The sequence below is a fragment of the Streptomyces sp. MUSC 14 genome, from assembly GCF_001866675.1.
In the GTDB taxonomy this organism is placed as follows: Bacteria; Actinomycetota; Actinomycetes; order Streptomycetales; family Streptomycetaceae; genus Streptomyces.
In genome coordinates this window covers 84,957-110,419 of sequence record NZ_MLYN01000034.1, presented here as the reverse complement: position 1 = coordinate 110,419, position 25,463 = coordinate 84,957, and the positions used below count along the sequence as shown (strand labels likewise).

Genomic DNA, 25,463 nt, shown 5'->3' with positions numbered 1-25,463 from the left:
GCACGGCTACACCACTTCATGGGACGCGATCCACTACACCGCCGCCCAACAGTTCCACGAGCGCGAAGGCCACCTTCGGGCAGCCAGGGGCACGTCGAACGGGTCGTCACCGGCGACGACAGCGACCGGGAGGAACAGGAACTGAAGCTGGAATCGCAGATCGGGAACCAGCGCTCACGGGCCGCGAGCCGCTCCCTGAGCGCGTGGAACAACTGGCGGCGATAGCCCCTCGTCATCCCCGTCATCATCGGCGCCTGAGCCACAGCCCGGCAGCACAGTCCCCGGTTCCGGTCGCGGCCCCCGCAGGCATCGAGGTCGGGCACGGGAGTCAGCAGCCACCCCTGCAGACCGAACTCGATCGCGTGTGGAGCAAGCCGAGGTGTACGCGTTTTCGAAGGCTCCGAGAGTGCCGCAGACGAGAAGGTCGCCAGGAGGGGCCGCTGGCGCGGGCGATCCCCCCCACCAGGGCAAAGACGACGGAACACACGGAACGCGCGGTGTACAGCGGCTCCTGCATACCGGCCACCATGCAGGCGAAGCCCTGCGAATCGGCATACCGCGTCATTCCGGAGGAATGCGAAACTCGAATTCGGGACGGTCCCACAGCACGGCGGGCGGGTTCGCGAGCGCGGTCCCGATCCGCACGGCGCCGACGCGGTGGTAAAAGTCCTCGGCGGGAAGATGTGACACGACCTTCACACGGTCGAGCCCGGCGGAACGGGCCTCGGACTGCATGTGCGCGACGAGCATCCGCCCAATACCCCGCCCTTGCGCTTCGTCGGCGACGAACAGCAGGTCGAGCTCCGGTGGAACGACGACGAGCGAGTAGAACCCGAGGACCCGGCCTCCATGCTCGTCGTCGGCGGCGGCTACGAAGGTGCGGTGGGCCTCGATGTAATCAGGACCGACACGGTAGCCCGCGACTGCGGATGCGTACTTACCCTCGTAGGCGCCTGAGCCACGCACGAGCCGCGTGAGCCGTTTGGCATCCCGCGCGACGGCCCTCCGTATCGTGACCGGCTGACTGACCGGGGAAGTACGTGAACTCATTGGAAGAGTATTTCGCACCGGGGGGTGCCTTCGTGCTGCGGGTCCGCCGCACGGGCGGGCGTTCCTGCAGCGCTGCCGGGAACCAGTCGCCCAGGACCCGATCGATCACATCACTGCCGGCGTCGTCCGCGACGGCGTCCCTTGTCGGGAACCGGCGCGGTGGCGCTTCGCGCGCTCCGTTTCCAGTCCCCGCCGCATCAGTCCGTGCACGCGGTTCTCCCACACACGGCTTTCCGACATCGTTCACCGACCGGAATGCGCCATTTCCCCGTGCGCGTTCCCGCTCAGACGGAAGATCCGAAGACGCCTGAGCCACGCACAGTCATCGCGGGTGGCCCGATTGTGACCGCGTCGACCGTGCTTGCAGCTGAAAAGGATCGCCAGCCGCTCAATGACACGGGTGCTCCGGCTACACGCTCGTGGCTACGCAGGCCAGTGCCTGGGACAGGGTGAAGGCCCCGCAGTAAAGCGCGCGGCCGATGAGGGCGCCGTCGACTGCGTGGGGGGCCAGCGCGGCGACAGCGCGCAGGTCGTCCAGGGTGGCGATGCCGCCCGCGGCCAGCACGGCTGCGCCGGTCCTTTCGCACACCTCGGTGAACAGTGCCAGGTTGGGGCCGGACAGGTTTCCTTCCCGGCTGACGTCGGTGACCACGTAGCGGCCGCATCCGGCGTCGTCGAGGACGGTGAGGGCCTGCCACAGGTCTCCCGCGTCCGTGCCCTGTCCGGGGCCGGCCAGGCGCGGGCCGTGGTCGGTCCAGCGGACGGGCAGGCTGACGCCGACCCGCTCGCCGTACCGGGCGATCGCCGCAGTGCACCAGTCAAGGTCGGTCAGGGCGCTGCGGCCGAGGTTGTAGCGGGCGCATCCGGTGGCGAGGACCCGTTCGAGCGCGGCCTCGTCGTCGACGCCGGCCCGGCACATCAGCTGCACGTCGATGCTCACGGCCTCAATGACACGGCGGGCCTGCTCAAGGCTTGGGGTGCCGTGCGCCGGTTCGGCCATCACCAGGTGCAGCCACGTGGCCCCCTGCTCCTGGAAGGCCAGCGCTGCCTCGACCGGATCGCTCCGGTCCGGCTCCGGCACCTGGCCGTCCCCGACCAGATGCACCACCCGTCCACCGGCCACATGCACCGACGGAAAGAGATCGAACCGGGCCCCGGCACCGGTCCCCCGCACAGAGTCCGCATCCTGCGACACGCGCGGCATCGCCGCCCCCTCCCGAAGCATGTGCCGAAGACCCCCACCCGCTCCGGCAACACGGTAGGTACGCCCAACCCAGCCGTATACGGCGCGAACTGGCCACCCCTCGCCCGAAAATGCCGCTCACCGACACCGCCACCGTGCCGTCCGTGATCGGGCTGTCCCCGGCCGCCCGACGAGTCGGGCTGCGCTGTCTGGCACAGGCTTGCAGCGCACCGGCCGCGCGAAGGCAGCATTCGGGCAGGACCAGTCGGACGGCGCCTGCATCAGGGGGCTACCGGGGGTGCCAGTTGCAGGGGCTGCCGTTGCGCAGGCCGGCCAGGAGCCGCCGGTACTCGTCCGCCGCGACTTGATCCTCCTGCCCGTTCTGCATGAGCCACACCGTCATCGCGAACCCCTTCAGAGCGCGTGGTGTCTCGTACCCGTGCCAGTCGTACCGGTCCCGTCCGGCGGCGGGCACGAAGGCGGTGCACTGTTCACCGGTCTGCCGCCCGAGACCGTGATGCTGCACGGCCGTGACCCTCAGATCCCACTCCGGGTGATCGAAGCGGAACGCTTCCAGGTCGATCACGGTCACTCGCCCCTGACCGTCCGCCAAGAGGTTGCGCACGTGGGCCTCACCGTGAACGGGCCCCTTGAGCGTCACGGACCTCAACCCGTCGAACTCCCCCCCCGCAGCTTCCGCCATCGCCCGCTCAGGAAGAGGGGCGCCGGCGCGAGTCAGGGCGGCGCCCAGGACCATCTCCATGGAGATGGCGAGCTCCAGGCCTCCGCGTCGTGAACGCTGCGCACGTGACTCGGCTCGCCGTCACACCGAGAACTCGCGTATCACCATGTCGCGGAACACCGCGCTGCCACCGATCGTGAACAGCGCGAGCCGCGTGTCCAGCAGGTACGGGAAAACCTGGCTGGTGTGCACGTAGCGGCCGTCGTCGACGAACATCTCCACCGACGTCCGGTCCACCAGTATGCGCAGCTTCACTGTGCCGGCGGACGGGTCGAACGGGGTGTGGCTCTCCTGCCACTTGCCGGACGTGTCGGCGTTCACCGTGTTGCGTCGGTTGAGGAAGGCGTAGTTGTCGTAGATCCCGGCGTCGATGTGCCGACCGCCGTCCGGCGAGCGCCGCAACTGCAGTCCAGCGCCGATGAGTTGGGTCCAGGCGATCTCGGTCGTCACCTCGTAGGAGATACCGGTGTAGTCGAGTACCTTCGTGCCGTCGACGGTCACGTCGCCCAGGTTCACGGTGCGAGAGACATGTGAGTCGAGGCCGGCGACGGGCTGGGAGGCGAGGTAGTAGGTGCCGTCGGATGCCTTCTTCATGGTGACTTCTCGGACGATGGAGTCGGTGCCGTTGAAGCCGTCGCAGTCGATGGTGGGGGTGGTGTTGGCGTAGTCCCAGTCGTTCACCCAGCCGATCGCATACCGGGCAGCGACGTCCAGCGCGCCGCTCGCGTCCCGCTTCTCGAAGGTGACGGCGGCGTACCAGTCCCAGCCGTGGTCGAGCCACTGCGGGGCACTCGCGTCGGCGGTGAACGCGCTGCCGTCGAAGGAACCCGTCCAGTAGGCGTACGTGTTGGGCAGTCCGGAGTTCTTGCCGTTGGCGCTCGCGCCGAGCACCCACTTGACGGTGCCGTCGTCGGCGGTGATGCGGAACAGGTCGGGGCACTCCAGGACGCCGATGCCGTCGTGGACGAAACCTTCCGTGTACGTCCAGGACTTGAGGTCGTCGGAGTGGTAGAAGCCGATCTTGTCGTTCTCGGCGAGGGCCATCACCCAGCGGCCCCGGTCCTCGTCGCGGATCACCTTGGGGTCGCGGAAGTCGGCGACGCCCGGGTTGGGCAGGACGGGGTCGGTCCCGTAGTTGGTGAAGGTGCGGCCGCCGTCGGTCGAGTAGTACAGGAACTGCTCCTGGTGGTCGGTGCCGCCCCCTGGGGACATGGTGACGATGACGACGACCGCGCCCGCGCCGAAGCCGGCTGTGTTGCCGGTGTCGACCACCGCCGAACCCGACCACAGGTTGCCGTTGGGCGTGGTGTCCTTGGGCACGGCGACCCCGCGGTCGGTGAAGGAGACCAGGTCCTTGGTGGTGGCCAGACGCCAGGCGGTGCCGACGACTCCGGTGAAGTAGTCGGCGTTGTAGAGGTAGTAGTAGTGGTACTCGCCGTCGATCCAGATGGGCCGCTGCGGGTCGTTCTTCCACTGGTCGGGGACGGTGAAGTGATAGGCGGCACGGTAACTCGCGCCGCTCACCGCGGCCTTGGCCCTGCCCTTGGTCGTCGTCCTGGGCTTCGGGGCGGCCGTTGCCGGTCCGGGGGCCAGCAGCGCGACGGCGGTGCCCGCGGCCGAACCTGCGAACAACACTCTGCGGGAAATCCCCGACGTTCCGGGCATGACGCATCGTTCCTCTCGTGACGGCCCATGAAGGGCCCGTGACGCACGCGAGTGCGGCTCGCGACGTAGGTGGCGGAGAAGGCGGCTCGTGTGAACGAGGATGTAGACCTAACTCGTTAAAGGTCAAGCGCTCCCAGCCCTTGACAGGCCTGTGGCCCGGTTCACATCATCTGGGACATCAACCCTGATCTAACACGAGTTAGGCCTGTTTCGATGACCGACTCGCACCTCCTCCGCCGCACTCTGTTGCGGTATGGCGCGTACGGGGCGGGGGCCTCCGCCCTGGCCGCTACCGCCGCAAGCTGGGACCGGCTCACCGGAACCGACATCCCCGGCCGCGACGACGGTTCCCTCGTCGTCGCCACCCTCGGCTCCGCCTTCGACCCGGCCGCCGTCGACGCCCTCACCGAGGGCTTCCACCGGGTCCACCCCGACATCCCGCTGCGGGTGAACGCGGTCCAGGCCGTCGACTGGTCGGACTTCTTCGCGAAGATCCTCACCCAGATCGCCGCGGGCACCGCGCCCGACCTGGTCTATGTGGCCACCGAGGGCGTGCAGTTGTTCGCCCGACGGCTCGGCGTGCCACTGGACCAGTGGGTCAAGCGGGACGCGGCTCAGCTGCGCGAGTACTTCACCGACGTCCACCCCTCGCTGGTGGAGTCGATGATGTACGAGGGGAGCCTCTACCAGCTGCCGATCGAGTTCAACGCCGCCGACATGTACCTCAACAAGCAGGTGCTGAAGCGGGCGGGCGCGGGTTTCCCGGCGGCTGACTGGAGCCGCGACGACTTCACCGCGCTGCTGCGGGAGATGAAACGTGCCGGCGATACGCACTTCACGCCGTACTTCTGGACCAACCGGCTGTGGGGCGGCGTGGTGCCCTGGCTCTTCGCGGGCGGCACGAACCTGCTGAAGGAGTCGAAGGCGCCCGGTGGCGCATGGCTGTGGGACACCTTCTACCCGGCCGCCGACCGGCAGGGGCGCGGCGGGGGCTTCCGCTGGACGACCCCGCAGGCCACCGCCGACCGGGTCGAGGAGGCGTACGACTATCTCGCTTCCCTCGTCCAGGAGAACCTGTGCACCCGGCCCGAGGGCGGCAACGGCAGCAATCTGGTCGGCGTGTTCTCCACCGGCCGCGTCGGCGTCACGCCGGCGGGCGGCTTCTGGGCCGGCGGCCTGCGTCTGGCCGGCATGCGGGCGGCGGACTACGACGTGCAGTACTTCCCACGCTGGCGCACCCAGCGCCACCAGTTCGGCGCGGCGGGCTACGCGCTGCTGCGCACCTCGAAGAAGCAGGAAGCGGCCTGGGAGTTCATCAAGTACGCCGTGCGCAAGGACACGATGACCCGGCTGTTCCGGAGCAACCAGACCACCCCGGCCCGGCGCTCGATGCTGAACGCCACCCGCTATGCCGCGAGCGGCCCGGCGCACTGGCAGGTCTTCTATGACACCCTCGACCGGTTTCCCGACACCGGGCCGATCCCCGCGCCGCCGCAGGTCGCCGAGGTGACCGACGTCCTGCTCAAGTACACCGGCACCGCGCTGGCCTCGCCGCGTGCGGTGCGTCCCGCGCTGCGCCGGATGCAGGGCGACCTGGAGAAGGCCATGGAGCGTGAGATATGATGAACGCCAAGGTCCCGGCCGTACGTCCACGGCCCGCCACGCCACCCGCCGTCGCCGTACGGCCCTCCGTCCGCGAGCGCGGCACCCGGCTGCTGGCCGCACTGTTCCTGGCGCCCACGGTCGTCGGCATCGTCGTCTTCACGGTCGTGCCGATCATCGGGTCCATCGTGCTGAGCCTGTTCCACTGGAACGTGATCGACCCGCCCCGTTTCGCCGGCGGCGCCAACTACCGCACGACCTTCACCGATTCGACCGTCCTGGTCTCCTTCCGCAACACGCTCGTCTTCATGGTCTTCGCGGTCGCGCTGCAACTGCTGATCGCGCTGGCGCTGGCGCTCGCGCTGAACGGGCGGATGCCGGTGTGGCTGCGATCGGTGTTCCGTTCGGCGTTCTTCTTTCCGCTGGTGCTGTCCGCCGCGTCGATCTCGGTGGTGATGAAGTACCTGTTCAACCAGGACTTCGGGGTGGTGAACTGGCTCATCGGCCTGGTCGGCGTCGCGCCCGTGCCGTGGCTGACCTCGGAGCACGCCGCGATGGCCACGGTGATCCTGGTCTATGTCTGGCAGCAGTTCGGTTTCTCGTTCCTGCTGTTCGTCGGCGGTCTGAACAACATCCCCAAGGAGATCCACGAGGCCGCCGCCCTCGACGGCGCGACCGGCCTGCGCAAGCACCTCGGCATCACTCTGCCACTGCTGTCGCCCACGCTGCTCGTCGCATCGGTGGTAGGCATCATCAACGCCCTGCAGGTCTTCGAGCAGCCCTACGTCCTCACCGACGGCGGACCCGGCGACGCCACCCGCACCGTGGTGATGGTGATCTACGAGAGAGCCTTCGAGCAGCTCGACTTCGGTGAGGCGTCCGCGGTGGGCGTGTTGCTCTTCGTGCTGATCATGGCGGTTACCGCCCTCCAGTTCCGGCTCAGCCGGCGTTTCGTCCACTACCAGTGAGCCGGTGAGCCGCATGAGCCAAACAACCCCGACCCTGAGTCGCGTACGTTACTCACTCGCCCCCTGGGCCCGGGTCGCCGGACTGACCGTGTGCGCCCTGCTGACGCTCGGCCCGGTCATCTGGACCGTCTCCACCTCACTGCGCACTCCGGCCCAGTCCTTCGACCTGCCCCCGCAGATCATCCCTACGCACCCGACGACCGCGGCCTACCGCGGGGTCTTCCAGCAGATCGACGTGTGGCTGCTTGCCCTGAACTCCACGCTGGTGACGGCGCTGATCGCGGCCGGCCAGATGATCACGGCGGGCCTGGCCGGATACGCCTTCGCGCGCCTGGAGTTCCGTTTCAAGAAGCCTCTGTTCGGCCTGGTCCTGGCGACCATGATGGTGCCGTTGCAGGTCACCATCGTGCCGGTGTTCCTGGTACTGAAGTCGATGGGCCTCACCGACACGCTCCTCGGCCTGATCATCCCGGCCTTCCCGACCGCCTTCGGCACCTTCCTGATGCGCCAGTACTTCCTCGGCATGCCCAAGGACCTGGGCGAGGCGGCCATGCTGGACGGCGCGGGGCCCTGGAGGATCTTCCGCTCCGTGTACGCGCCGCTGGCCACACCCGGCCTGGCGATCGTCGGCGTGCTGGCCTTCAACTACCACTGGAACGAGTTCTTCCGCCCGCTCATCCTGGAGACCTCCAGCCAGAACTACACCCTTCCGCTGGGCCTGGTCTCCCTGCAGGGCAATCTCGGCACCGGGTCGATCTCGGTGGTCCTGGCCGGGGTCGTGCTGTCGATGCTCCCCGCCGTCGCCGTGTTCGTCGTCGGCCAGCGCCCTCTTCGCGAGGGCATCACCTCGGCAGGAGTCAACCGGTGAGCCACGACCCCCACACGCCCCGCTTTCGAGTGCGCCCGCCGACCGGCTGGATCAACGACCCGAACGGCCCGTTCCGGTGGCGCGGACGCCGGCATGTCTTCTACCAGTACAACCCCAGCGCCCCGGTCCACTCCGACATCAACTGGGGCCACGCCTCCAGCCTCGACCTCGTCCACTGGGAGCACCACCGGGTTGCCCTCACGCCGACGCCCGGCGGCCCGGACGAAGCCGGCTGCTGGTCGGGATGCGTGGTCGACGACGCCGGTACACCGACCGCCGTATACACGGGAATCGACCGTGACCACGCCGGTCTCGGCACCATCTGCCTGGCGCGGGCGGCGGACCCGGACGACGAGCGGCTGACCGAGTGGAAGCCGCTGCCGACGCCCGTGTTGGCAGGGCCGCCGCGGGGACTGGACGTGGTCATGTTCCGCGACCCGTTCGTCTTCCGCTGCGCGGACAGGCGCTGGGCCCTCGTCGGGGCCGGGCATGCCGACGGCACGCCGTCGGTCCTGCTCTACGACTGCGACGATCTGACCGACTGGCGGTTCGCCGGTGTGCTGCTGGACGGCAAGGACCCGGTAGCCGCCTGCGCGTTCGGTGCCAGGGCGGTGGGCTGGGAGTGCCCGCAGCTGTACGCGGCCGGCAGCGGTGACCACGTACTTCTGCTGTCGCTGTGGGACGGAGACCCGAGCTCGACCGGATATCTGACGGGCCGTCTGGAGGCTGACACCCGGGACGGGCTGAGGTTCGTGACGCGCACCGGCGGCCGACTCGACCAGGGGCGTGACTTCTACGCTCCCGCCGTACTCCAAGAGCCGGACCGCACGCTGCTGTGGGGCTGGTCGTGGGAGGCGCGTCCACCCGAGGAGGTGGACCAGGCCGGGTGGGCGGGAGTGCTCACCGCACCCCGGGTCCTCGACGTGCACCCTGACGGATCACTGCGCGTCCGTCCGGCCCCGGAACTCGACCTTCTGCGCGCTGCCGAGCCGTTCGTCACCGCGCCGGGCCGGGTTCCGCTTCCGCTTCCGCTTCCGCAGACATACGACCTGACGCTCACCGCATACCACCCCACCACGGTGAGCCTGCTCCGGAACGCGTCGGGCCGGGAACTGACCGTCCGGGCGGATCCCGCCGCAGGAACCGTCATCCTCGACCGCAGCGCCTGGCCCCGCACCGGCCGGGAAGGCTCCGCACCCATCACCGTGCAGGTACCGAAAAGGCCGCAACTCACACTCCGGCTGCTCGTCGACGGCTCGCTCCTCGAACTCTTCGTCGCAGAACGCACGATGGTCACCGAGCGGCTCTACCGGCGCCCCGACGACATCGCCGAACTGGTGGTCAACGGGCCGGATGCCCGGGTCACCGGGTGGGCGCTGGACCCACGGAGGCGCGACTGACCAGAGGGCAGGCCAGACGCCGGATGGTCGCGGGCGGCGTACGGCCGGTGCCGATGGCGTCCAGGAGCAGCCCGACCGCCGCTTCGCCCATCGCCCTGTGCGGCAACGCGACCGAGGTGAGCGGCGGGGTGAGGAACGCGGCCATGTGCTCCTGGTCGTCGTAGCCGACCACCGACAGGTCGGCGGGCACATCGATCCCGAGCCTGGCCGCGGCGTGCAGGACCCCCGCCGCGACCCGGTCGTTGTAGCACAGGACGCCGGTGGGGCGGTGGCCCGGCTCAACCCCGTCGAGCAGGCGCAGCGCCCCTGCATACCCGGCGGAGATCTCCCCGCCGCCGCGCACGATCCATTCCTTGGGCACGGTGATGCCCTCGGCGCGCAGCGCGTCCCGGAAGCCGCGGGTACGTTCGGCCGAGGCGATGTCGTCCTGGCCGCCGATCATGGCGAGCCGGCGGTGGCCCGCGCCGAGCAGCAGCCGGGCCGCGGTACGGCCGCCGGCGCGTTCGGCCGGGACGACCGCGGGCAGCGAGTCGTCCTCGGGCAGGCAGTTGGCGAGCACGGAGTGGGTGCGGTGCAGGCCTTCGGGGACACGGACTCGGCGCAGTGACATGGCAGCGTAGATGATGCCGTCCACCCGCCGGTCGAGGAGTTCCGCGACGGCCGCGTCCTCCTTGGCCCTGTCACCGCCGGAGTCGATGGTGAGGACAAGATGGTCACTGCCCCAGGCGGTCTCCATGGCGCCGCGCAGCAGTCGGCCGGCGAACGGTGAGGACGCGATCTCGTCGGTGACCAGCCCGATCACAGCCGTACGGCGACGACGCAGACCGCGGGCGACAGGATCGGGGCGATAGCCCAGCTGAGCGGCGGCCTGCCGGATGCGTTCCTGGGTGGCGGGCGAGAGGTTGCCCTCGGCCCGGCCGTTGAACACGAAGGACACCGCCGTGTGCGACACACCGGCGAGCCGGGCGACGTCCCGTGACGTGGGGCGCCCGGTGCCCGTGCTCCTGCTGTCCTCGGCACCACCCACGCCGTCCGCCGCCCTCGCTCAGCCGTCCCTGTCGATCACCATCCACCCTATCCGCGCCACGCGCTCTCTCTGTCTGGGCCGTTGTGATGAGGTGCCTCGTGGAGCGCCTCATAAGACGCTCTCGTTCTGACATGCCGGGCCTGGTGCCCCGGCCATGTCGTCCGGGACCCGGCCGGACCGGATGGCGTCCGCCGTTAGCCCCTGCGCCAGTTGAAATGACCGGCTCAGCCAAAGCGAACGCTTCGTACAGCGAAGGAGGCGCCGTTCACAGCCGAACCGCTCGGCAGAGTGACCGCAGTTCCGACGCAGCCGTACTCCGGGAAGACGGTGGCCCTCCTGTCCGTATGGTTGACCACTGTGTGCGTACCATTGTCCAGCGGATAGCACACGCCGTCTTCCAAGCTGCGGAGCGTGGATTCTTCGCCGTTCACGTTCGCGTAGATGAAGCTGCCTGTGGCGTCGGCCTCAGCGATGGCGGGCAGTCCCAAAGACAGGGTGAGAGCGGCGCCGGCCGCCAAGGCCACGCGTTGCATACGACCGAGCGTTCTCATGACTTCTCCCACGTCATTTCAGGGATGTTCTGTGCCCATACCGTATGGGCCAGTTCCCTCGGGGTTCCGGACCGACCGCATCCACCTCACCCCAACGGATGCGCATTCGCGGGATTGCTGGAACAGCACGAGCGCGCCGCTCGCCGTCGGGTGGATGAGTCACAGACGCAGCCGACCGCATCCAGGTCCGATGACCACACTCTCGGCGCGGCCGAGGCATCCAGTCCCCGCACGCCGATGCGCTGCGGGAGCCTGTGCCTCTTGTTCCGCAGGAGGCGAAGTGGAAGCCGGTGGTGCCGGTGTGGTGCAGGCGCCGCCTCGTACTCGGGTGCGCAGGAGTCGGCGCGCGGCCAGGTCGGTCGGTGGTGCCGCGGGTTCGTTTGACGAGGGGTGGAAGCTGTCCCCGGGCCTTGTGCAGGCGATGACGGTTGCAATGCCGGGCACAGGCGTCCAGCACCGCACTCGCGCTCGGCGGCCTGCCCGACCTGCTCCGGTGTTTGCTGTAGTCCCACCTACGCGCGATGCGTCTGCGGTGCCATGCCGACACGGTTGCGGGCGTCATCGGGAAGACACGCGACCACCAACGCCGCGATCAGCGCAGACAACGCCCCGAAACACAGCCGGTCCGCCGGTGCATACCATACCGGTCCCTTGAGCTGCCTGCGCAGCAGCGCGTTCTCATTCTGTACCACCAGCAACTCGACGCCCATTGCTGCGTGTTGGTGTCACAGCACCGTCGGGACCGACAACAGCTTCCACGTCACCCGATACACCAGCGAGACGCGCATCCGGACAGGTTTCCAGGAGCTCGTAGCGGCGCGCCAGACGCACCCACTCCGAGCAGCAGCGATGAGCTTCCGAACGGCACACGACCGGCGGGCCGTCGGCACAGGCCAACATCCCGCCAACTCCTCGTAATCTCCTCGTATGCGCGAGCACACCGCGCCGTTGTCAGCGTACGGTCGGCTCGTGCATGCAGTCGGCCAACCCCCCTCACTGTCCTCCGCCCCTGTGGCTCGTCGCCTGCTCCTGGGCGCTGGCCTTGCGTCGGTCGCGCAATTCGGCGTCGCATGCGGCGACTCGCGCAAAAAGGCCAAAGCAGCCGGTTCGCCCACGGTGAATGCCACTGAAGGGACCGTGGTGATGGTGATCCGGCACGGCGAAAAGCCCACCTCCGGGCAGAGCGGGATGGACGACTCCGGGCGACCGGACAGCAAGTCGTTGACGGCCCGGGGCTGGGAGAGGGCACACGCGCTCCCGAAACTGTTCTCGCCGCCCAGGGCAGGACTGGCACGACCGGCAGCGGTGTTCGCCGCCGCCGACCAGGGCCCGAACGCGGGTGCCCATCGCATGCGCCAGACCGTGACCCCGCTGGCCAAAAGCCTCGGGCTGACCGTCGACACCAGCTTCGCCGAAGGATCCGAGCGTCGACTAGCACAGGCCGCGCTGAACGCGCCAGGCCCCGTACTGATCTGCTGGGAGCACAGCCGGATCCCCGCCATCGTGGCCGGGCTCGGCGCGGCGGACGCCCCCGGGACGCCGGCCACCTGGCCGGACCGCTTCGACCTCGTGTGGGTATTCCGCCGCCGGTCCGGATCCTGGTCGTTCACGCAGGTCGACCAGCATCTGCTGCCGGGAGACCGGTGACCGACAAGTCACGGAACGGGGTACGCCCGATGTCACGTGACGTGGACAGGGACGGCATCTTCTCCGTCAACGAGATGATCGAAACGACTCTGGAGTACAGCACCAGCACCGATTAGCAGGCCAACGGCAACGACCTGCTCGGCCGGACGAGACATACAAAGCCGTGACCCGTAACCGGACCGGTGAGAGAGCACAGCCTGGACGAACTCGTCCGGCCAGGCCCAACAGCTGGATCAAGCAGTCGTGAGCCTCCAGACCGGCTCGTGTACGGCAAGGGCCAGCGTCCATTTCCCCGCTCTCGACCGAGGAGAGCTCATCGTTGACGTCACCCATGCTCTCGACCCACGCCAGCTCTCCGACCCCGGTCACTGACAACGGCCTCGCCGCCGAGATCATCGCGGGCCGGCCTCCGGCCACGGACCGCTCCCGACGCGCACCATGCGGATCAGCCCGCCAGGTCCTCTCATCTTCGCGGGCCAGGTGCCGTGGACGGCCCACGGAGCAGACAACGGCTCGCACACGGCATTGACGGGCGCCTGGAGGTGCGCATCGAAACTCGCGCGGACATACGCCAAGTCGTCTCTCCGGGCAGGGTCGCCTCGATACGGCGATGGAGTGACGACCGGGATTCCTCCACCCCGCGTTCGTCGTGGAGCCGTTGGTGGATCGTGGTGACGCCGACTGTCCCGAGCAGGCTGCTGATGTAGTCGCGGTGTTCGTCGATCTGGTCCCAGGTGATCTGCCGCAGCCGCCGGTCCGCGAGCTCCGGGAACCGGCTCTCGATCGGTTTGACTCAGTAGTCCTCGCTCATGGGCGGGCCGCCCAGGGTGATCCCGGACAGCTCCGCCGGTGCCAGGGACTCCCTGACCGACTTGCGGTCCCCCCAGCGACACGGCCGGCTCGCTCTTGGAGCGGCCCGCCTGCCAGTGGACGTAGATGTCGATGATGTCGACCACGGGAACGATCCCTTGCCATCAGGTGCGCCCATTGACCTCTCGTGGCCCAGGTCGAGGGACACGTGCGTGTTCGTGATGCCAGGACCCTTGGACCGGCATACCCCCGTGTGGCCGGGCGGACGTTCCTTCTGCATTGCGTGGAGGCGGCCCCAGCGGGGCCGATGAGTGGACGAGGAGCACGATGTCTCTCCGCAGAGCCCTGGCGGCACGAACCCGAGGAGCGCTCACCGCGGCCGCGACGGTCGTGGCGATGACGGCAGCGGCCGGGCTGGCGGGCTCGGTCCCCGCACGGGGCCACCTCCACGGCGAGGCGCCCCAGCAGTACACCGCGATGAGGCTCCTGGCAGACGGGGTGACGACCAAGACCACCCGTCGGCTGCCAGGAGCTTCGCCGTGTCTGTGGCCGAAACCGCGCTCGGCCCACCCGGGCCGGCCCTGCGGCCGCTCTCACCACCGTACGGCGCAAGGAGCCCGGCAGCCGGGGCCCGTCGATACCGAAGAGCGGCGACGTGCGCAGCGCGAACGACGGAGAGCTTCGCACCGGCCTGGCGGCGACAGCCCCGCGAGAAGAACCTATGCCGGCTCGGGTCGTTCCGGGTTCGGGACGAAGGCGGGCAGCGCGGCGAGGCTGTGGCGCACGGCCTCGCCCCCGTACTCGAACATCTGCCGCTCGTAGCTGTCGACTGCGGTGAGAAGATCTTGCCGGCCCTCGGCGGCCTCGATCAGGCAGCGGCCCAGCAGGTCGGCATCGCGCAGGGCGGTGTTCGCACCGTTGCCGCCGGTCGGAGAAGTGGCGTGGATGGCGTCACCGAGCAGCGTGACCGGACCGCGCGCCCAGCGCTCACCTGGCTCGACCACCCCGATGGACAGCAGAGTGCTGTTGTCCGGGTCGGCCTGTTCGATGAGCGCCTGCAGGTCCGGGTGCCACCCTTTCATCCTGGACAGCGCGGCTTCCTGTGCCGTCAAGGTGCCGAGAGAGCCGTTCGGCGGGAGGATCATGGCCCAGCGCACGTAGTCGCGGATGTCGGGGAGCGTTACCTCGGGGGCCAGTTTCTCCGCCGCTTCCTTCGGCGGCATGGGGAACCGCATCGCCCCGAGCAACAGACTCACTCCGTCCCCGACGATCTTCCCGCCGTAGGCCCGGGACAGGCCGGCGAACTGCTCCGTCAGCGGCGTGCGGCCGATGACGAACCGAACGCCGGTGTCCCTCGGAGTAGTCTTCGGCGCCAGCACCTGGCGAACCGCGGAGCCGACCCCGTCCGCCCCGACGAGCAGATCGGCGGTGGCCGGATCGCACCTCGCGAACCGGGCTTCGACCCTGCCGTCGTCCAACACGTCGTAACCGGTCAGCGCGGCCCCGGTGTGCACGGTGAGTCCGGTCAGCAGCAGGTACCGGAGTACGTGCCGGTCGACCACGATCCCGCTCCTGGCAGGGCCGAGTTCGCCGATCTTGTTCAGCTGGGCGTCCAGGGCCAGTCGCTCGACGTAGGCATCACTGACGACCGTGTCCAGCAGCGGGTGCCAACGCTGTGGCAGGCAGCTGCGCAGCGCCTGGAATCCGACCGGATCCAGTACGAGCCGGTACCCCTGGAATCGTGTGGTGATCGCTGGGTCCCGCTCGTAGACGTCGACCTCGATCCCGGCACCGCGCAGACCCTGCGCCAGGCACAGACCCCCCAGACCGGCTCCAACCACGGAAACTCGCATCACACGCCTCCTGAACAGGATTTCCGAACCCTGCCCGGGCCTGAGCAAGGGGTAGCGAATCACGCAGATACGAACTTAGTTCGTTTCTACGATCTAAGCTCTACTTGACGAACTTAGTTCGTGTCAAGCTATAGTGACCAGCATGGCCTCCGACCCCCGGCAACGCCGAGCAGCTCGTCACGCCCAGCCCCCCGGGGAGCCCGCAGCGGCGCCACCGCGCAAGAAGCCCATCACGGTCGACCGGATCACCGACGCCGCCCTGCAGGTCGTGGCCGCCGAGGGCTACGACGCACTGACCATCCGTCGAGTCGCCGCGGTACTCGGCACCGGGCCGTCGTCGCTGTACGCGCACATCGTCAGCAAAGAGGACATCGACGATCTGCTCGTCGGCCGGCTCTGCTCCGAGGTCGTGCTGCCCGAGCCGGACCCCACCAGATGGCGTCAGCAGATCCTCGACGTGTACGAGCAGATCCGCGACCAGTACCTGAGTTACCCCGGAGTCTCCCGTGCCGCGCTGGGCGTGGTCCCGACCAACCTCTCCACGTTGCGGGTCCAGGAAGGGCTTTTGGCGATCCTGCTCACCGGCGGAATCGAACCGCGGAACGCCGCCTGGGTGCTCGATGCCCTGTCCCTCTACGTCAGCGCCTACACCTTGGAGCAGTCGCTGGTCCAGCAGCGGCGCAGTCACCCGGACCAGGAATGGGTCCTTGGCCGCGAGGAGCTGATCCGCCGCTTCACCGCGCTGCCGGCCGACACCTATCCGCAGACCCGACGCTATGCCGCTGAGCTGACCTCCGGCACCGGACACGACCGGTTCGATTTCACCCTCGGACTGATATTGGACAACCTCACCCAGCCCCGACCGGCACCGGCATCCGACATCGCCGGATGAACCCCGTGGCCCGAGGCCTGTCGACCACGGCCTCCCGCCAGTTCTGCGTGGCGAAGGAGATGACGACTGTCACGAAGCGGCGCATCCGGGTGTGCTTGGGCGGGTCCTGGTGGAGGAGGTGCACCTGGAGCTGGGAGTGCTGCGGCTCGGGCATGATCGAGGCGCGGGCACGCCAGCGGTCGTTGCCGCGGTCGTGGTTCTTGCCGAGGCGGTCGTCGTTCAGCGCGGCGTGGGCGGCGTCGTAGCCGGTGACGAGCCAGGCTTGGACGCCGCGGGGGAAGAGGACCCGGTGGACGGGACCGGCCTCGCGCATCCGCTCCTACAGGAGGTAGGGGTTCGTCTCGTAGGGCCAGCCCATCAGCGGCACCGGGGCGGGCAAGGTGTCCGGATCTGTGACTGGCTGCTGTTCCCGGAGGGTCGTGGAAATGCTCCTCAGAGGGCGAGTTCGGGCCGGTAGTGGTCCAGCCGGAGGGGGAGGTCGACGACGCGTTCGAGGCACAGGCGGTGGCCCCACTCCAGTCGGTCGATCGGGATGTCGAGGCAGGGCTCGATGCGGGTCTCGTCGGCGAGGGCGCATGGGACGACTCCTCGGTCAGGGGTGGTGGGCGGCGGGCGCCTCGTCGGTGGACATCTCCTTCGCGAGCGCCGGGCTGCGTCCTGGCAGTGCGAGCAGGGGTACGGCGATACAGGCGGCGGCTGCCGCCAGGGTCAGCCCGGCCGTCACGCCGTCATCACCTCCGGCCAGGCCCCGGGCGACGACGGCCGGAGCCGGGCCGAGGGCGATGCCGAGGCTGCGGGCCAGCGGGACGGATGAGCCCACGGTCGCCGTGCGGTCCGCCGGGGCGGCGCCCATGACGAGGGCCTGGGCCGGGCTGCCGTTCAGGCCCATGCCGAGGCCGGCCAGCGCCATCCGCCAGGCCACGTCCACCGGCGACCAGTCGCCCCCCAGCGGAACGAGGAGGAACAGACCGGCGGCGGTGAGCGCGGCGCCGATGACCGCCACTGGCGGATCCCCGCACCGGTCGGCGGGGCGACCACCGACCGGCCCGGCCAGCCCCATGCCGGGCGGGAAGGCGAGCACGGTCAGACCGGTTCCACTCTGTGCGCCCGCCGTGCGCCGGGCGCGTGCAGCGGCGTCCCTCTACCGGACCATCATCATCACACTGCGTAGCGGGGAAGATCACGGATGCGGCACGCAACCAGCGTCCGCTCGCCTCAACCCCGCTGAGCACCTGGCACGTGCGCACCGTGCGGCGGCAGCAGGGCGAACTCACATCCCGTCGAACGGAGTAGTGCTGTGCCCTTGACCGTGGAGACCGTGGAAGCCGAGCTGGAAGCCGCAAACCTGGAGGGTGATCCGGCAGCGGACGCGCTGGTGTCCGACCTCATCGACAACAGGGAGGTCGACGGCGTCAACGGCCTGTTCCGCACCATCGGAACACTGAAGCCCCACATGCCCATGGACGAACTGTCCAACCTGCCCGAGCGGCTCGCGCAGTTCCTGCACGACGCCTCCGAGGAGCCGCCTGGCTGGAACGACGCCGACGTCAAAGCGGCGGAGGGCTTCTTCGCCCACCACCACGGCACGGCCTCCATGCTGCAGGGCACCGTCGGGCTGATCGGCACCTACCTCTCCCCCACCGGCGCCTACACCCTGCGCTCCACCGGGAAACTGGGCGGCGTGGACGGTCCGGGCCGCCGTCTGTCGCAGTCCTCGCGCCTGTTCATCGGCATGGGCGACAAGGACGCCCTGCGCAACGGCACCCTGGCCGCCACCGTGACCAAGGTCCGCCTGGTCCACGCCTCCGTCCGCCAACTGCACAAGAAGAGCGGGCAGTGGGACTACGCCAAGTGGGGCGAACCGGTCCCGCAGAAGTACACCACCGGAGCCATCTGCGTCTTCAGCGTGCAGATCCTGGAGGCCATGAAGAACCTCGGCATCCACGTGACCAAGGACGACGCGCAGGGCTTCGTGGGCGCCTGGCACTACATCAACCACTACCTCGGCACCCCCGAGAAGTGGCTGATCCCCAAGGACGCCGACATGACGGACCGCGTGTGGAAGCTCATGCGGGACAAGGAGTGGAAGCAGACCGAGGACTGCACCTTCATGACCGCGCAGGCACTGAAGTTCTACAAGGAACAGATGATCCCGCCCGGCTTCTACGAGCCGTTCATCGCCCTGGTCCGCACGGCCTTCACCGACAAGTACGCCGACATGGCCGGCATCCCCAAGAGCCCCGTCGACCTGGTCGCCAAGCCCGCCGCGGCCCTGCACAGCATCTTCAGCAGCACCGTCGGCGGACTCGGCGGCGACACCGCCAAGCAGGTGGTCGGCGTCAACCCCTACGACGAGATCCTCGGCGTGGCATCCAAGGCCTTCAACCAGGTCGAGCTCTACGCCCTCACCCACGACAAGGACGACCAGCCCCAGATGCACCAAGAACTCCACGACAACCGCTGACCCCCACCAGTCAGACCCACACACAGTGATCGCGGCGGGCGCACCACGCGCCCGCCGCCCGGACGAAGACGGTGTGCACTGCCCGACGTGGACGTGACCCGCGGCCCGCTCCCACAAGGGGCCGACCGGGGCGTGCACGCCATCCGGGGACGTCCACGGCTTGTACGTGCGCGGTCTTTCGGCCGGTACGACGCCGTGTACGCGGACGAGCTGGGCCGCGAGCAGGTCCAGGCGCCGGTCGAGGCCGTCCTCGTCCACGCGGACGCGGCCGGGCAGCGCGGACATCAACAGGGTCGGGTGATCGCGGTGTTCGGCCGTGGCGTCCACGGCGATGAACCGGCGAGCCGGATGTCCTCCTGCCCGGCGAGCAGCGCCAGGACGGACGCCTCGCGAGCCGCAGCCCGGGGCCGTGGTGGCGGAAGAACGGCTTCACGAAGGTGCTTTGCACCAGGTCCGAGCCGTCATCGAGCGTGAGCCGGCGCATCTGGCAGCTCCAACCACCGGACAGCGGGCGGGGGTCAGTGACGTGCCGGTCGTCGCCGAGTTGCTTGGCCACCCACGTACGCGTGGCCGTTCAGCCCCGGTCGTCGAGGCCGGTCGGCACCGCCTCCACGAACTCCCCCGGTCCTGACCTGCTGGTCGCTCTCGGTGCTCGGGTCGTGCTGGCCGGCCCGGTACGAGGGGCCGATGTCGATGCCGACGCCGTGGTACCGGGGCGGGCAGTGGGATGACGTTGTGTTCGTCGTCCGGGGCCCACAGCTCCGGGCACAGCCCCGCAGCGGTCGGCAGGCCGCCGCCGGGCGTCAAGCCGCCCGAGCAGTGGACCTGACAGCCCCCTGCCGGACCGGTGGACCAGGGCCTGTCCGGCGAGGGGTTGCCTTTACGTCTCGGCACAGCGGAACTTACGGTTTGTGGGATACCCAGAGCAGTTCCGCCGGCCAGCGGTGTGCCCAGTCGGGTGGGTCGGTTTCGTTGTAGCCGTTGGGTGTTCCGAGTTCGGGCCGCGGCTCGATGAGGTCGTCGATGACGAGACCCGCGCCGCGCAGGACCCTGACCCAGTCGCCGTAGGTGAGCTGATAGCTGGTCGCGCCGTCGTCTTCGGCGATGGTGTTCAGCCCGAAGTAGTCCTGCTGCAGCGTCGTGGTCACGCGTCTGCCAGCTTCGTCGTAGCAAGCTTCGAACCATGGGCTGGCGACGTTGAACACCAGGCGCCCGCCTCGGCCCAAGACGCGTGCGGCCTGCGGGACCGCCAGGTGCGGGGGCGCCCAGCTGAGCCCACCGAAGTCGCAGAAGACCAGGTCGAAGCTTTCGGCGGCGAAGGGGAGTTGTTCGGCGGCGCCTTGCACCAGCGGGTAGCGGGCCGCTCCCATCGCGCGGGCCGCTGCGGCGAGTTGTGCTTCGGACAGGTCGAGCCCGACCACGGTGGCGCCCTCGGCGGCGAGTGCCCTGGACCACTGGCCGGCGCCGCAGCCGAGTTCGAGGACGCGCTTGCCGGTGACGTCGCCCAGGGCGTGCAGGTGCGCGTCGGGGATGGAGTACATGCCCCACAGCCGGGGTGTGGCGCCGATTTGCGGGTCGTGTTCGTGCTGGTAGGCACTGCTGATCCGGTTCCAGAGCCGCCGGTTGGCGGGGATGCTGTCCACGTGCCGACTCCAGCACTGCCTCCCGGGGCGGTCAACACGACGAGGGCACTGTCCGGCCCTCGCCTCGGTCAGGCCCTGGCTCGGCCACTGATCCGCCGGACGAGCCTTAGGCGGCGTCCGGGGGCAGTTGTCCCTTGACGCCGCCCAGCAGCCGGTGCAGCAGCTCCAGCACCTCGGCCGGATCCGCCTCGGCGAGTCGCTCGAGGGCCCCGGCGGAGCGGGCAAGAAGCACCCCGCCGAACGCCGCGACCGCGATCTCCGCGCGCAGCCTGGGGCGGTCCAGGCCCTCGCGCTCGAAGCGCTCGCGCAGCGGATCGACCAGCCGCCGGTACAGGTGCGCCTGGCCGGCCTCGTGGACGGACGGTTCGTCGGAAGGCAGCATGACGCTCTGCAGGAACGGGCTGGGACGGCGCTGCAGGCGCTCGAACAGTTCACCGAGCCGCTCTTGGTCCAGCAGATCGGTGGGGGGTTCGTCACCGTGCTCGGACTGGACCAGGGCCAGGTAGAGCTGGGTCTTGCCGCCGAAGTAGCGGGCGATCAGCGCCGGGTCGACCCCGGCGCGTTCGCCGATCTCCCGGATGGTGGTGCGCTCGAAGCCGCGCTCGGCGAAGAGTTCGCCGGCCGCCTTCAGCAGTTCCTGACGGCTGCGGGCCGCATCCCGTCGGCGCGGTGTCTCGCTCACCTGGGCGCCCCGTCCTCGTGCACCGGCGCTCCGCCCTCGGCCGCAGTCGCGTCGGCCATGCTCTCCTCCACCAGCAGTTCCTCGTCCACCGACCTCACCGACCGCGCCGGCGGCACCCCACCCACCCGGACCGTCACGCCGGGAGCCGCCGCAACGCCGTGCCGCGGCAGCACGATGGTAACCACCGCGACCAGCACCCACACCGCGCAGCCGATCAGCGCGGCGGTGCGGTAGCCGTCGCCGGCGGGCAGCGCGTGCCCGGGTGTGGTGTGGGCCTGCAGCACGGCTGCGCTCAGTGCGCTGCCGGTGGAGTAACCGACGTACCGCAGCACCTGGTTGAAGCTGACGGCACTGCCGGTCTCCTGCGCCGGCACCGCGCCGACGATGAGTCCGGGCAGGACCGCGAACGTGCAGCCGACGCCCAGCCCGGCGATCGCCATCACCACGAACGACTCCCACAGCCGGTCCCGGGCGAAGAGGAACACCAGTATCGACAGCAGCGACAGCCCGCAGCCGATCGGCAGCACGAGCACCGGGGCGGTACGCCGAGCCAACGCCGGTACGACCTTGCTGGACAGCACGCTGGCCACCGAGAACGGCAGCAGCACCAGGCCCACCACGGTGATCGAGGCACCGAAACCGTAGCCGGCGGAGCTCGGAGTCTGTACAAAACGCGTCATAAGCGACATCAGCAGGTACATCCCAACCCCTGCGACCAGCCCGGTCACGTCGGCGGTCAGCACCACGCGGTTGCGCAGCGAGCGCAGGTCGACCAGCGGCTGCGCGATGCGCAGCTCGTGCCACACCCACCAGGCCAGCAGCAGCACGGCGCCGGCGGCGAGGGCGAGCAGGCCTGGTGCGCTCCAGCCCCAGCTCTCCCCCTCGCTGAGCACGAGCAGCACACCGCCCAAGCCCAGGCCGAGCAGGACGGCGCCGAGCGCATCGAGCGGTGCGGGCCGACGGGACGTAGCCGCCGGCAGCACCAGCGCCCCGGCGGCCAGGGCGGCGACGCTGACGATCGCACCGAACCAGAAGCCGGCGTGCACGCCGAAGGACTGGGAGATCAGCCCGGTGAGCGGATAGCCGAGGCCCACGCCGGCCACCGTGGTGATGGAGAGCATCGCGACGGCGGACCGGGCGCGTTCGCCGGTCAGGCGGTCGCGGGCGGTGGCGATGGCGAGCGGGGTGAGTCCGAGGCCGACGCCCTGCAGGGCGCGGCCCACCAGCAGGACGGGGAAGCCCAGCGGGAGCGCGCCGAGCACGCAGCCCACCAGGACGGTGGCGACGGCGGCGAGCATCGCCGTCCGCCGCCGGGGCCCGTCGCCGAGGCGGCCCATCACGGGGGTGACCACCGCGCCGACCAGCATGGTGACGGTCAGGGACCACTGGGCGTCGGAGAGCGAGACGTGGTCGACGGCGGCGACGGTCGGGACCAGCGGCGCGCCGAGGCTGCTGATGACCGCTACGACCGTGCCGAGGAACACCAGGACGGGCACCAGGGCCCCTTGCCGCAGACCTCCCGCGTGCATGATCCGCCACTCTCCTTCCACCAAAGTCATCAGTTGATGTCTTCATATGATGACATGAATCCGTGCGCTGCCCCCGGATCGTGGATGGCGGCTTCCCGACCGAGCAGCACGATGCCCACCGCCACCCTGCGGCCACGGCCAACCGGACGGTCGGCGCCCCCCGCCACGTCCGACCGTGCGCAGGCCCTCGCACCCCCAGCGCTGGGGCAAACGCACGAACCGCCGACGCCCCCCTGTCTGCACGGCCTCCCACAAAGGCCGCGACTCCGCTGTCAGTGCACGGTGTTACTTTCTGCGACATGACTGATCACGCGCTGTGGCTGCTGCGGCAGGACCGCCGCCTGGCTGAACTGGCCGCCTTCCCCTTCGACTTCGACCTGGACCGCGCCGTCCACGGCCATGTCGAGGAGGTCCGTCTCGCCTCGGGCAGGCCGCTGGAGACGGTAGCCGGGGACGATACCGGCGGTACGTACTTCGTGTGCGCGGACGGCTCGGTGCTCTACGCGGACTCGGAGGGCGCCGCGGGCATCATCGGCTCCAGTGTCGACGAGACCCTGGAGCTCGTGATCGGCCTGCCCGGCTGGCGCGACTACACACGTCTGTCGCCGGACGACGGCGAGGAGAAGATCCTGGCGTGCGTCGCGGAAACCGAGGACGAGATCCGTGAGCACTACGGAATCGACGAGGAGCGTGCCGAGCTCCGTGCGGCACTGGGCTTCCCGGAACGCTCCCCGGTCGAGTTGGTGGCCAGGCTGCACGCCGCGCTGCTGCGCACCGAGCCGGAGTTCGTACTGCTCAACGCGGATGAGGGGTGCGCGTACGACCGGATAGGCCCGGCCGGTGCCCCGCTGTGGGAGCCCGTGCTCGCGGCGGGCCGCGCCGATCTCGCCCGGCTGCGGGAGGACGACAGCACGGCATGGCGCGAAGTCGCCGAGGACCCGGTGCGGCGCCGGATCACCCTGCGGGCCGCGCAGTTCGACCGCGCCGAGGGCGATCTGGAGCTGTTGCGGCATCTGCTGCGGCACGAGACACGGTCATCGATGTCGGACGAACTGCGGCTCGCGGCCGTGCTGGTGGGGCTGCGCGGGGACACCGGGGATCTGCCGCTGCTGCTTGAGGTCCGGGAGACGGACTTCGACACGGCGTGCGGCCTGGGCGGTATGCCGGAACCCGGTGCAGGCGCGGACGAGTTGAGGCAGTGGGCGCGGACGCTCGACGAGTCGATGTTCGGGACGGACCCGTCGGACGAGCCGGTCTCCACTTGGACCGACCTGGCGCGGGACCAGGGGATGACGGAGCTCGCGCGGGTGACGCTGATCCGCGAACTCGACAACATCTTCTTGGACCAGAGCAGACTCCGTCGCCCCGAGGCGCCCCGCACCCTGGCCACGGCTCCGCTGAGCGGGCTCGCCCGGGACTTCGAGGAGCTCGGCGACCTTCCCCAGGCGCTGCGTGCCCAGCACCTGTACGCCGCCCTTCAGGAGACGGCATGGGACCGGGCCTCAGCCCGGCACACCCTGGCCCGCCTCGAGCGGGAGGCGGGCCGGCTGCCGCAGGCAGCGGACACCCTGGCCGCCGTGCGCAACGCCCTGGCCACCCCGGGCGACGACTCGCTGCGCTACTGGACGCAGGTCAGCCTCGGCCGCTTCATCGCCGAGGAACACTACCGGCTCACCCTCGCCCTGGCCGACGCGAGCCGCCCCGAGGAGGCCCGTGCCCTCCTCACCGCTGCCGACGCCATATTCGACGAGCTCTCGGAGAATGCCGCAAACGGCATCCGCGAGCTCGCCGAGCAGGCCGCCGCACGAGTGCGGGAGGTCGACTGAGGACGATCACGATCGGGCGCCCTCGCGACCGGCTCCTTGCGTGGCGTGATCCTCTGATGCACTGCATCCACGTCCAGCCCAGCGACAACCGGTCGCGTGAGTGACCTGAGATTCCAGGCGACCGCGCCCGGTGGCAGGCCACCGCAGGCCAAACGGGACGCGAGCAGCGGTGAGGACGCCCCGTCCCCACACGTCCACTGTGCTACCCCGCGCTTTTCGTATGTGCCGGCCTTGGCCTTGCGGGTGTACTGGACGATGACCGTGAACCTTACCTGTCGGGGACGTGGTCCGGTTTCAAAGGCCACGCCGTCGCATTCGAGGCGGCCCTTGTGGTGCCGGGAGGTGAAGTGCCGCCACCCGGAGTCTGCGTTCCCGAAGAACACGATCGGAGCAGCCGTGTCGGAGCCCTCGTTCCGCCAGTACCCGTGCGCGCGGAAGATCGAGTGGAGCGCCCGGTGCATGGCGTCCTGCTGCGATATCCAGGGGGCACCGGGAGTGGACAGGCTCGGGTGCTCCCACCAGTCGGTCCGGACGGCTCCCCCGGCGCTCAGGTCGCACAGCGGAAGGACCACCCGCTCCGCTGCTCGGGGCCGAGCAGCGGGTAGTCGTCGCGCGGCTGAGGGTACGTCGGCAAGCGGAGACCGGATGGGCCTGTCTCGTGGGCTTGCCGGAGTACCGAGACGGCCGCGGACCCCGGGTTCGCCGGACGCTCACGCCGGTCAGCAAATGGGAGCGCGAGCTTTGTAGCCCTGGCTCTGAACCTCGTCGACGCACTCGCCCTCACGGTTGCCGTGGCGGCCCTCGCCGCCTGCGACCGACGTTGTGCAGCACGCCCTCCGGGAGGGTGTGCCGACCATCCCATCGCGGCGACCTCCAGGCCGCACCGGCGAACTGCACGAGAGGCAGCGCGCGTCCACGCCCGTCCGATTCCTGCCCGTTCCCGGATCGGACCACGAGGCATTCAAGCCATGGGCCGGTCATCGAGGAACCGGCTTCTCATAAGACCTGCTTTGAGCCGCCCACAACGAACTGTTATGGGCGACGCGTCGGCTGTGATCACT

The 25,463-nt window shown here is 69.6% G+C and carries 20 protein-coding genes and 1 pseudogene; 8 read left to right on the top strand and 13 right to left on the bottom strand.

Translation table 11 applies throughout. The features are described 5' to 3' along the window. Nucleotides 1-561: 561 nt before the first annotated feature. The 4 genes from BIV25_RS21965 to BIV25_RS21950 all read right to left on the bottom strand — a co-directional run bounded on the left by BIV25_RS21965 (nucleotide 562) and on the right by BIV25_RS21950 (nucleotide 4,640). On the bottom strand, nucleotides 562-1,050 hold the full coding sequence (locus BIV25_RS21965) for a GNAT family N-acetyltransferase (RefSeq protein WP_079176807.1): 489 nt from the start codon (nucleotides 1,048-1,050) through the stop codon (nucleotides 562-564). 409 nt (nucleotides 1,051-1,459) lie between these two features. After that, complete coding sequence (locus BIV25_RS21960; RefSeq protein ID WP_071374082.1) at nucleotides 1,460-2,254, bottom strand: HisA/HisF-related TIM barrel protein; 795 nt, start codon at nucleotides 2,252-2,254, stop codon at nucleotides 1,460-1,462. A gap of 268 nt (nucleotides 2,255-2,522) precedes the next feature. Further along, the gene (locus BIV25_RS21955) at nucleotides 2,523-2,858 is read right to left on the bottom strand and encodes a hypothetical protein (RefSeq protein ID WP_143076686.1); all 336 of its coding nucleotides are present in this window, start codon (nucleotides 2,856-2,858) and stop codon (nucleotides 2,523-2,525) included. 198 nt (nucleotides 2,859-3,056) lie between these two features. Beyond that, the gene (locus BIV25_RS21950) at nucleotides 3,057-4,640 is read right to left on the bottom strand and encodes a GH32 C-terminal domain-containing protein (protein ID WP_071374080.1); all 1,584 of its coding nucleotides are present in this window, start codon (nucleotides 4,638-4,640) and stop codon (nucleotides 3,057-3,059) included. 213 nt (nucleotides 4,641-4,853) lie between these two features. Here BIV25_RS21950 and BIV25_RS21945 point away from each other — a divergent pair, with 213 nt between their 5' ends. From BIV25_RS21945 to BIV25_RS21930, 4 genes are read left to right on the top strand one after another with little or no spacing between them, the layout of a single operon-like run. Continuing rightward, nucleotides 4,854-6,263: an extracellular solute-binding protein gene (locus tag BIV25_RS21945; RefSeq protein WP_071374079.1), complete on the top strand. Its 1,410-nt coding sequence runs from the start codon at nucleotides 4,854-4,856 to the stop codon at nucleotides 6,261-6,263. After that, nucleotides 6,260-7,210, top strand: coding sequence for a carbohydrate ABC transporter permease (locus tag BIV25_RS21940; protein ID WP_071374078.1), 951 nt, complete (start codon nucleotides 6,260-6,262; stop codon nucleotides 7,208-7,210). The genes BIV25_RS21945 and BIV25_RS21940 overlap by 4 nt, the downstream gene beginning before the upstream one ends. A gap of 13 nt (nucleotides 7,211-7,223) precedes the next feature. After that, a complete protein-coding gene (locus BIV25_RS21935; RefSeq protein WP_071374077.1) occupies nucleotides 7,224-8,078 on the top strand; it encodes a carbohydrate ABC transporter permease in 855 nt (284 codons plus the stop codon). Further along, the gene (locus BIV25_RS21930; protein WP_071374076.1) at nucleotides 8,075-9,478 is read left to right on the top strand and encodes a glycoside hydrolase family 32 protein; all 1,404 of its coding nucleotides are present in this window, start codon (nucleotides 8,075-8,077) and stop codon (nucleotides 9,476-9,478) included. The genes BIV25_RS21935 and BIV25_RS21930 overlap by 4 nt, the downstream gene beginning before the upstream one ends. On the opposite strand, the gene BIV25_RS21925 is transcribed toward BIV25_RS21930, so the two are convergent. The 3 genes from BIV25_RS21925 to BIV25_RS51245 all read right to left on the bottom strand — a co-directional run bounded on the left by BIV25_RS21925 (nucleotide 9,441) and on the right by BIV25_RS51245 (nucleotide 11,766). Next, on the bottom strand, nucleotides 9,441-10,505 hold the full coding sequence (locus BIV25_RS21925; RefSeq protein ID WP_071374075.1) for a LacI family DNA-binding transcriptional regulator: 1,065 nt from the start codon (nucleotides 10,503-10,505) through the stop codon (nucleotides 9,441-9,443). The two genes, BIV25_RS21930 and BIV25_RS21925, sit on opposite strands and share 38 nt — an antisense overlap. A 224-nt stretch (nucleotides 10,506-10,729) precedes the next feature. After that, nucleotides 10,730-11,038 carry a hypothetical protein gene (locus BIV25_RS21920; RefSeq protein ID WP_071374074.1) on the bottom strand — a complete coding sequence of 103 codons (309 nt, stop codon included), beginning with the start codon at nucleotides 11,036-11,038 and terminating at the stop codon, nucleotides 10,730-10,732. Between the two features lie 530 nt (nucleotides 11,039-11,568). Continuing rightward, nucleotides 11,569-11,766 (bottom strand): hypothetical protein, encoded by a 198-nt coding sequence (locus tag BIV25_RS51245; protein WP_071374073.1) that lies wholly within the window; start codon nucleotides 11,764-11,766, stop codon nucleotides 11,569-11,571. Between the two features lie 217 nt (nucleotides 11,767-11,983). On the opposite strand from BIV25_RS51245, the gene BIV25_RS21910 reads away from it, so the two are divergent. After that, the gene (locus tag BIV25_RS21910; RefSeq protein ID WP_107486231.1) at nucleotides 11,984-12,703 is read left to right on the top strand and encodes a hypothetical protein; all 720 of its coding nucleotides are present in this window, start codon (nucleotides 11,984-11,986) and stop codon (nucleotides 12,701-12,703) included. Between the two features lie 1,529 nt (nucleotides 12,704-14,232). Here the strand turns inward: BIV25_RS21910 and BIV25_RS21905 are convergent. After that, nucleotides 14,233-15,366: an NAD(P)/FAD-dependent oxidoreductase gene (locus tag BIV25_RS21905; protein ID WP_071374072.1), complete on the bottom strand. Its 1,134-nt coding sequence runs from the start codon at nucleotides 15,364-15,366 to the stop codon at nucleotides 14,233-14,235. Between the two features lie 142 nt (nucleotides 15,367-15,508). On the opposite strand from BIV25_RS21905, the gene BIV25_RS21900 reads away from it, so the two are divergent. Next, nucleotides 15,509-16,258 carry a TetR/AcrR family transcriptional regulator gene (locus BIV25_RS21900; protein ID WP_071374071.1) on the top strand — a complete coding sequence of 250 codons (750 nt, stop codon included), beginning with the start codon at nucleotides 15,509-15,511 and terminating at the stop codon, nucleotides 16,256-16,258. 67 nt (nucleotides 16,259-16,325) lie between these two features. Here the strand turns inward: BIV25_RS21900 and BIV25_RS21895 are convergent. Together BIV25_RS21895 and BIV25_RS21890 are read right to left on the bottom strand one after the other, a co-directional pair. Beyond that, nucleotides 16,326-16,616, bottom strand: a pseudogene (locus tag BIV25_RS21895) (cytochrome P450); the annotation flags it as partial. A gap of 234 nt (nucleotides 16,617-16,850) precedes the next feature. Continuing rightward, nucleotides 16,851-17,339 carry an MFS transporter gene (locus BIV25_RS21890; RefSeq protein ID WP_256255983.1) on the bottom strand — a complete coding sequence of 163 codons (489 nt, stop codon included), beginning with the start codon at nucleotides 17,337-17,339 and terminating at the stop codon, nucleotides 16,851-16,853. 216 nt (nucleotides 17,340-17,555) lie between these two features. Here BIV25_RS21890 and BIV25_RS21885 point away from each other — a divergent pair, with 216 nt between their 5' ends. Next, nucleotides 17,556-18,722 carry an oxygenase MpaB family protein gene (locus BIV25_RS21885; RefSeq protein ID WP_256255982.1) on the top strand — a complete coding sequence of 389 codons (1,167 nt, stop codon included), beginning with the start codon at nucleotides 17,556-17,558 and terminating at the stop codon, nucleotides 18,720-18,722. Nucleotides 18,723-19,624: 902 nt separating this feature from the next. On the opposite strand, the gene BIV25_RS21880 is transcribed toward BIV25_RS21885, so the two are convergent. The 3 genes from BIV25_RS21880 to BIV25_RS21870 form a co-directional block, all read right to left on the bottom strand. Next, nucleotides 19,625-20,365 carry a class I SAM-dependent methyltransferase gene (locus BIV25_RS21880; RefSeq protein WP_071374068.1) on the bottom strand — a complete coding sequence of 247 codons (741 nt, stop codon included), beginning with the start codon at nucleotides 20,363-20,365 and terminating at the stop codon, nucleotides 19,625-19,627. 106 nt (nucleotides 20,366-20,471) lie between these two features. Continuing rightward, the gene (locus tag BIV25_RS21875; protein WP_079176806.1) at nucleotides 20,472-21,047 is read right to left on the bottom strand and encodes a TetR/AcrR family transcriptional regulator; all 576 of its coding nucleotides are present in this window, start codon (nucleotides 21,045-21,047) and stop codon (nucleotides 20,472-20,474) included. Next, nucleotides 21,044-22,576: an MFS transporter gene (locus BIV25_RS21870; protein WP_071374067.1), complete on the bottom strand. Its 1,533-nt coding sequence runs from the start codon at nucleotides 22,574-22,576 to the stop codon at nucleotides 21,044-21,046. The genes BIV25_RS21875 and BIV25_RS21870 overlap by 4 nt, the downstream gene beginning before the upstream one ends. A gap of 299 nt (nucleotides 22,577-22,875) precedes the next feature. Here BIV25_RS21870 and BIV25_RS21865 point away from each other — a divergent pair, with 299 nt between their 5' ends. Further along, entirely contained in the window at nucleotides 22,876-24,402 is a 1,527-nt protein-coding gene (locus BIV25_RS21865; protein WP_071374066.1) for a hypothetical protein, read from the top strand. Nucleotides 24,403-25,463: the final 1,061 nt, after the last annotated feature.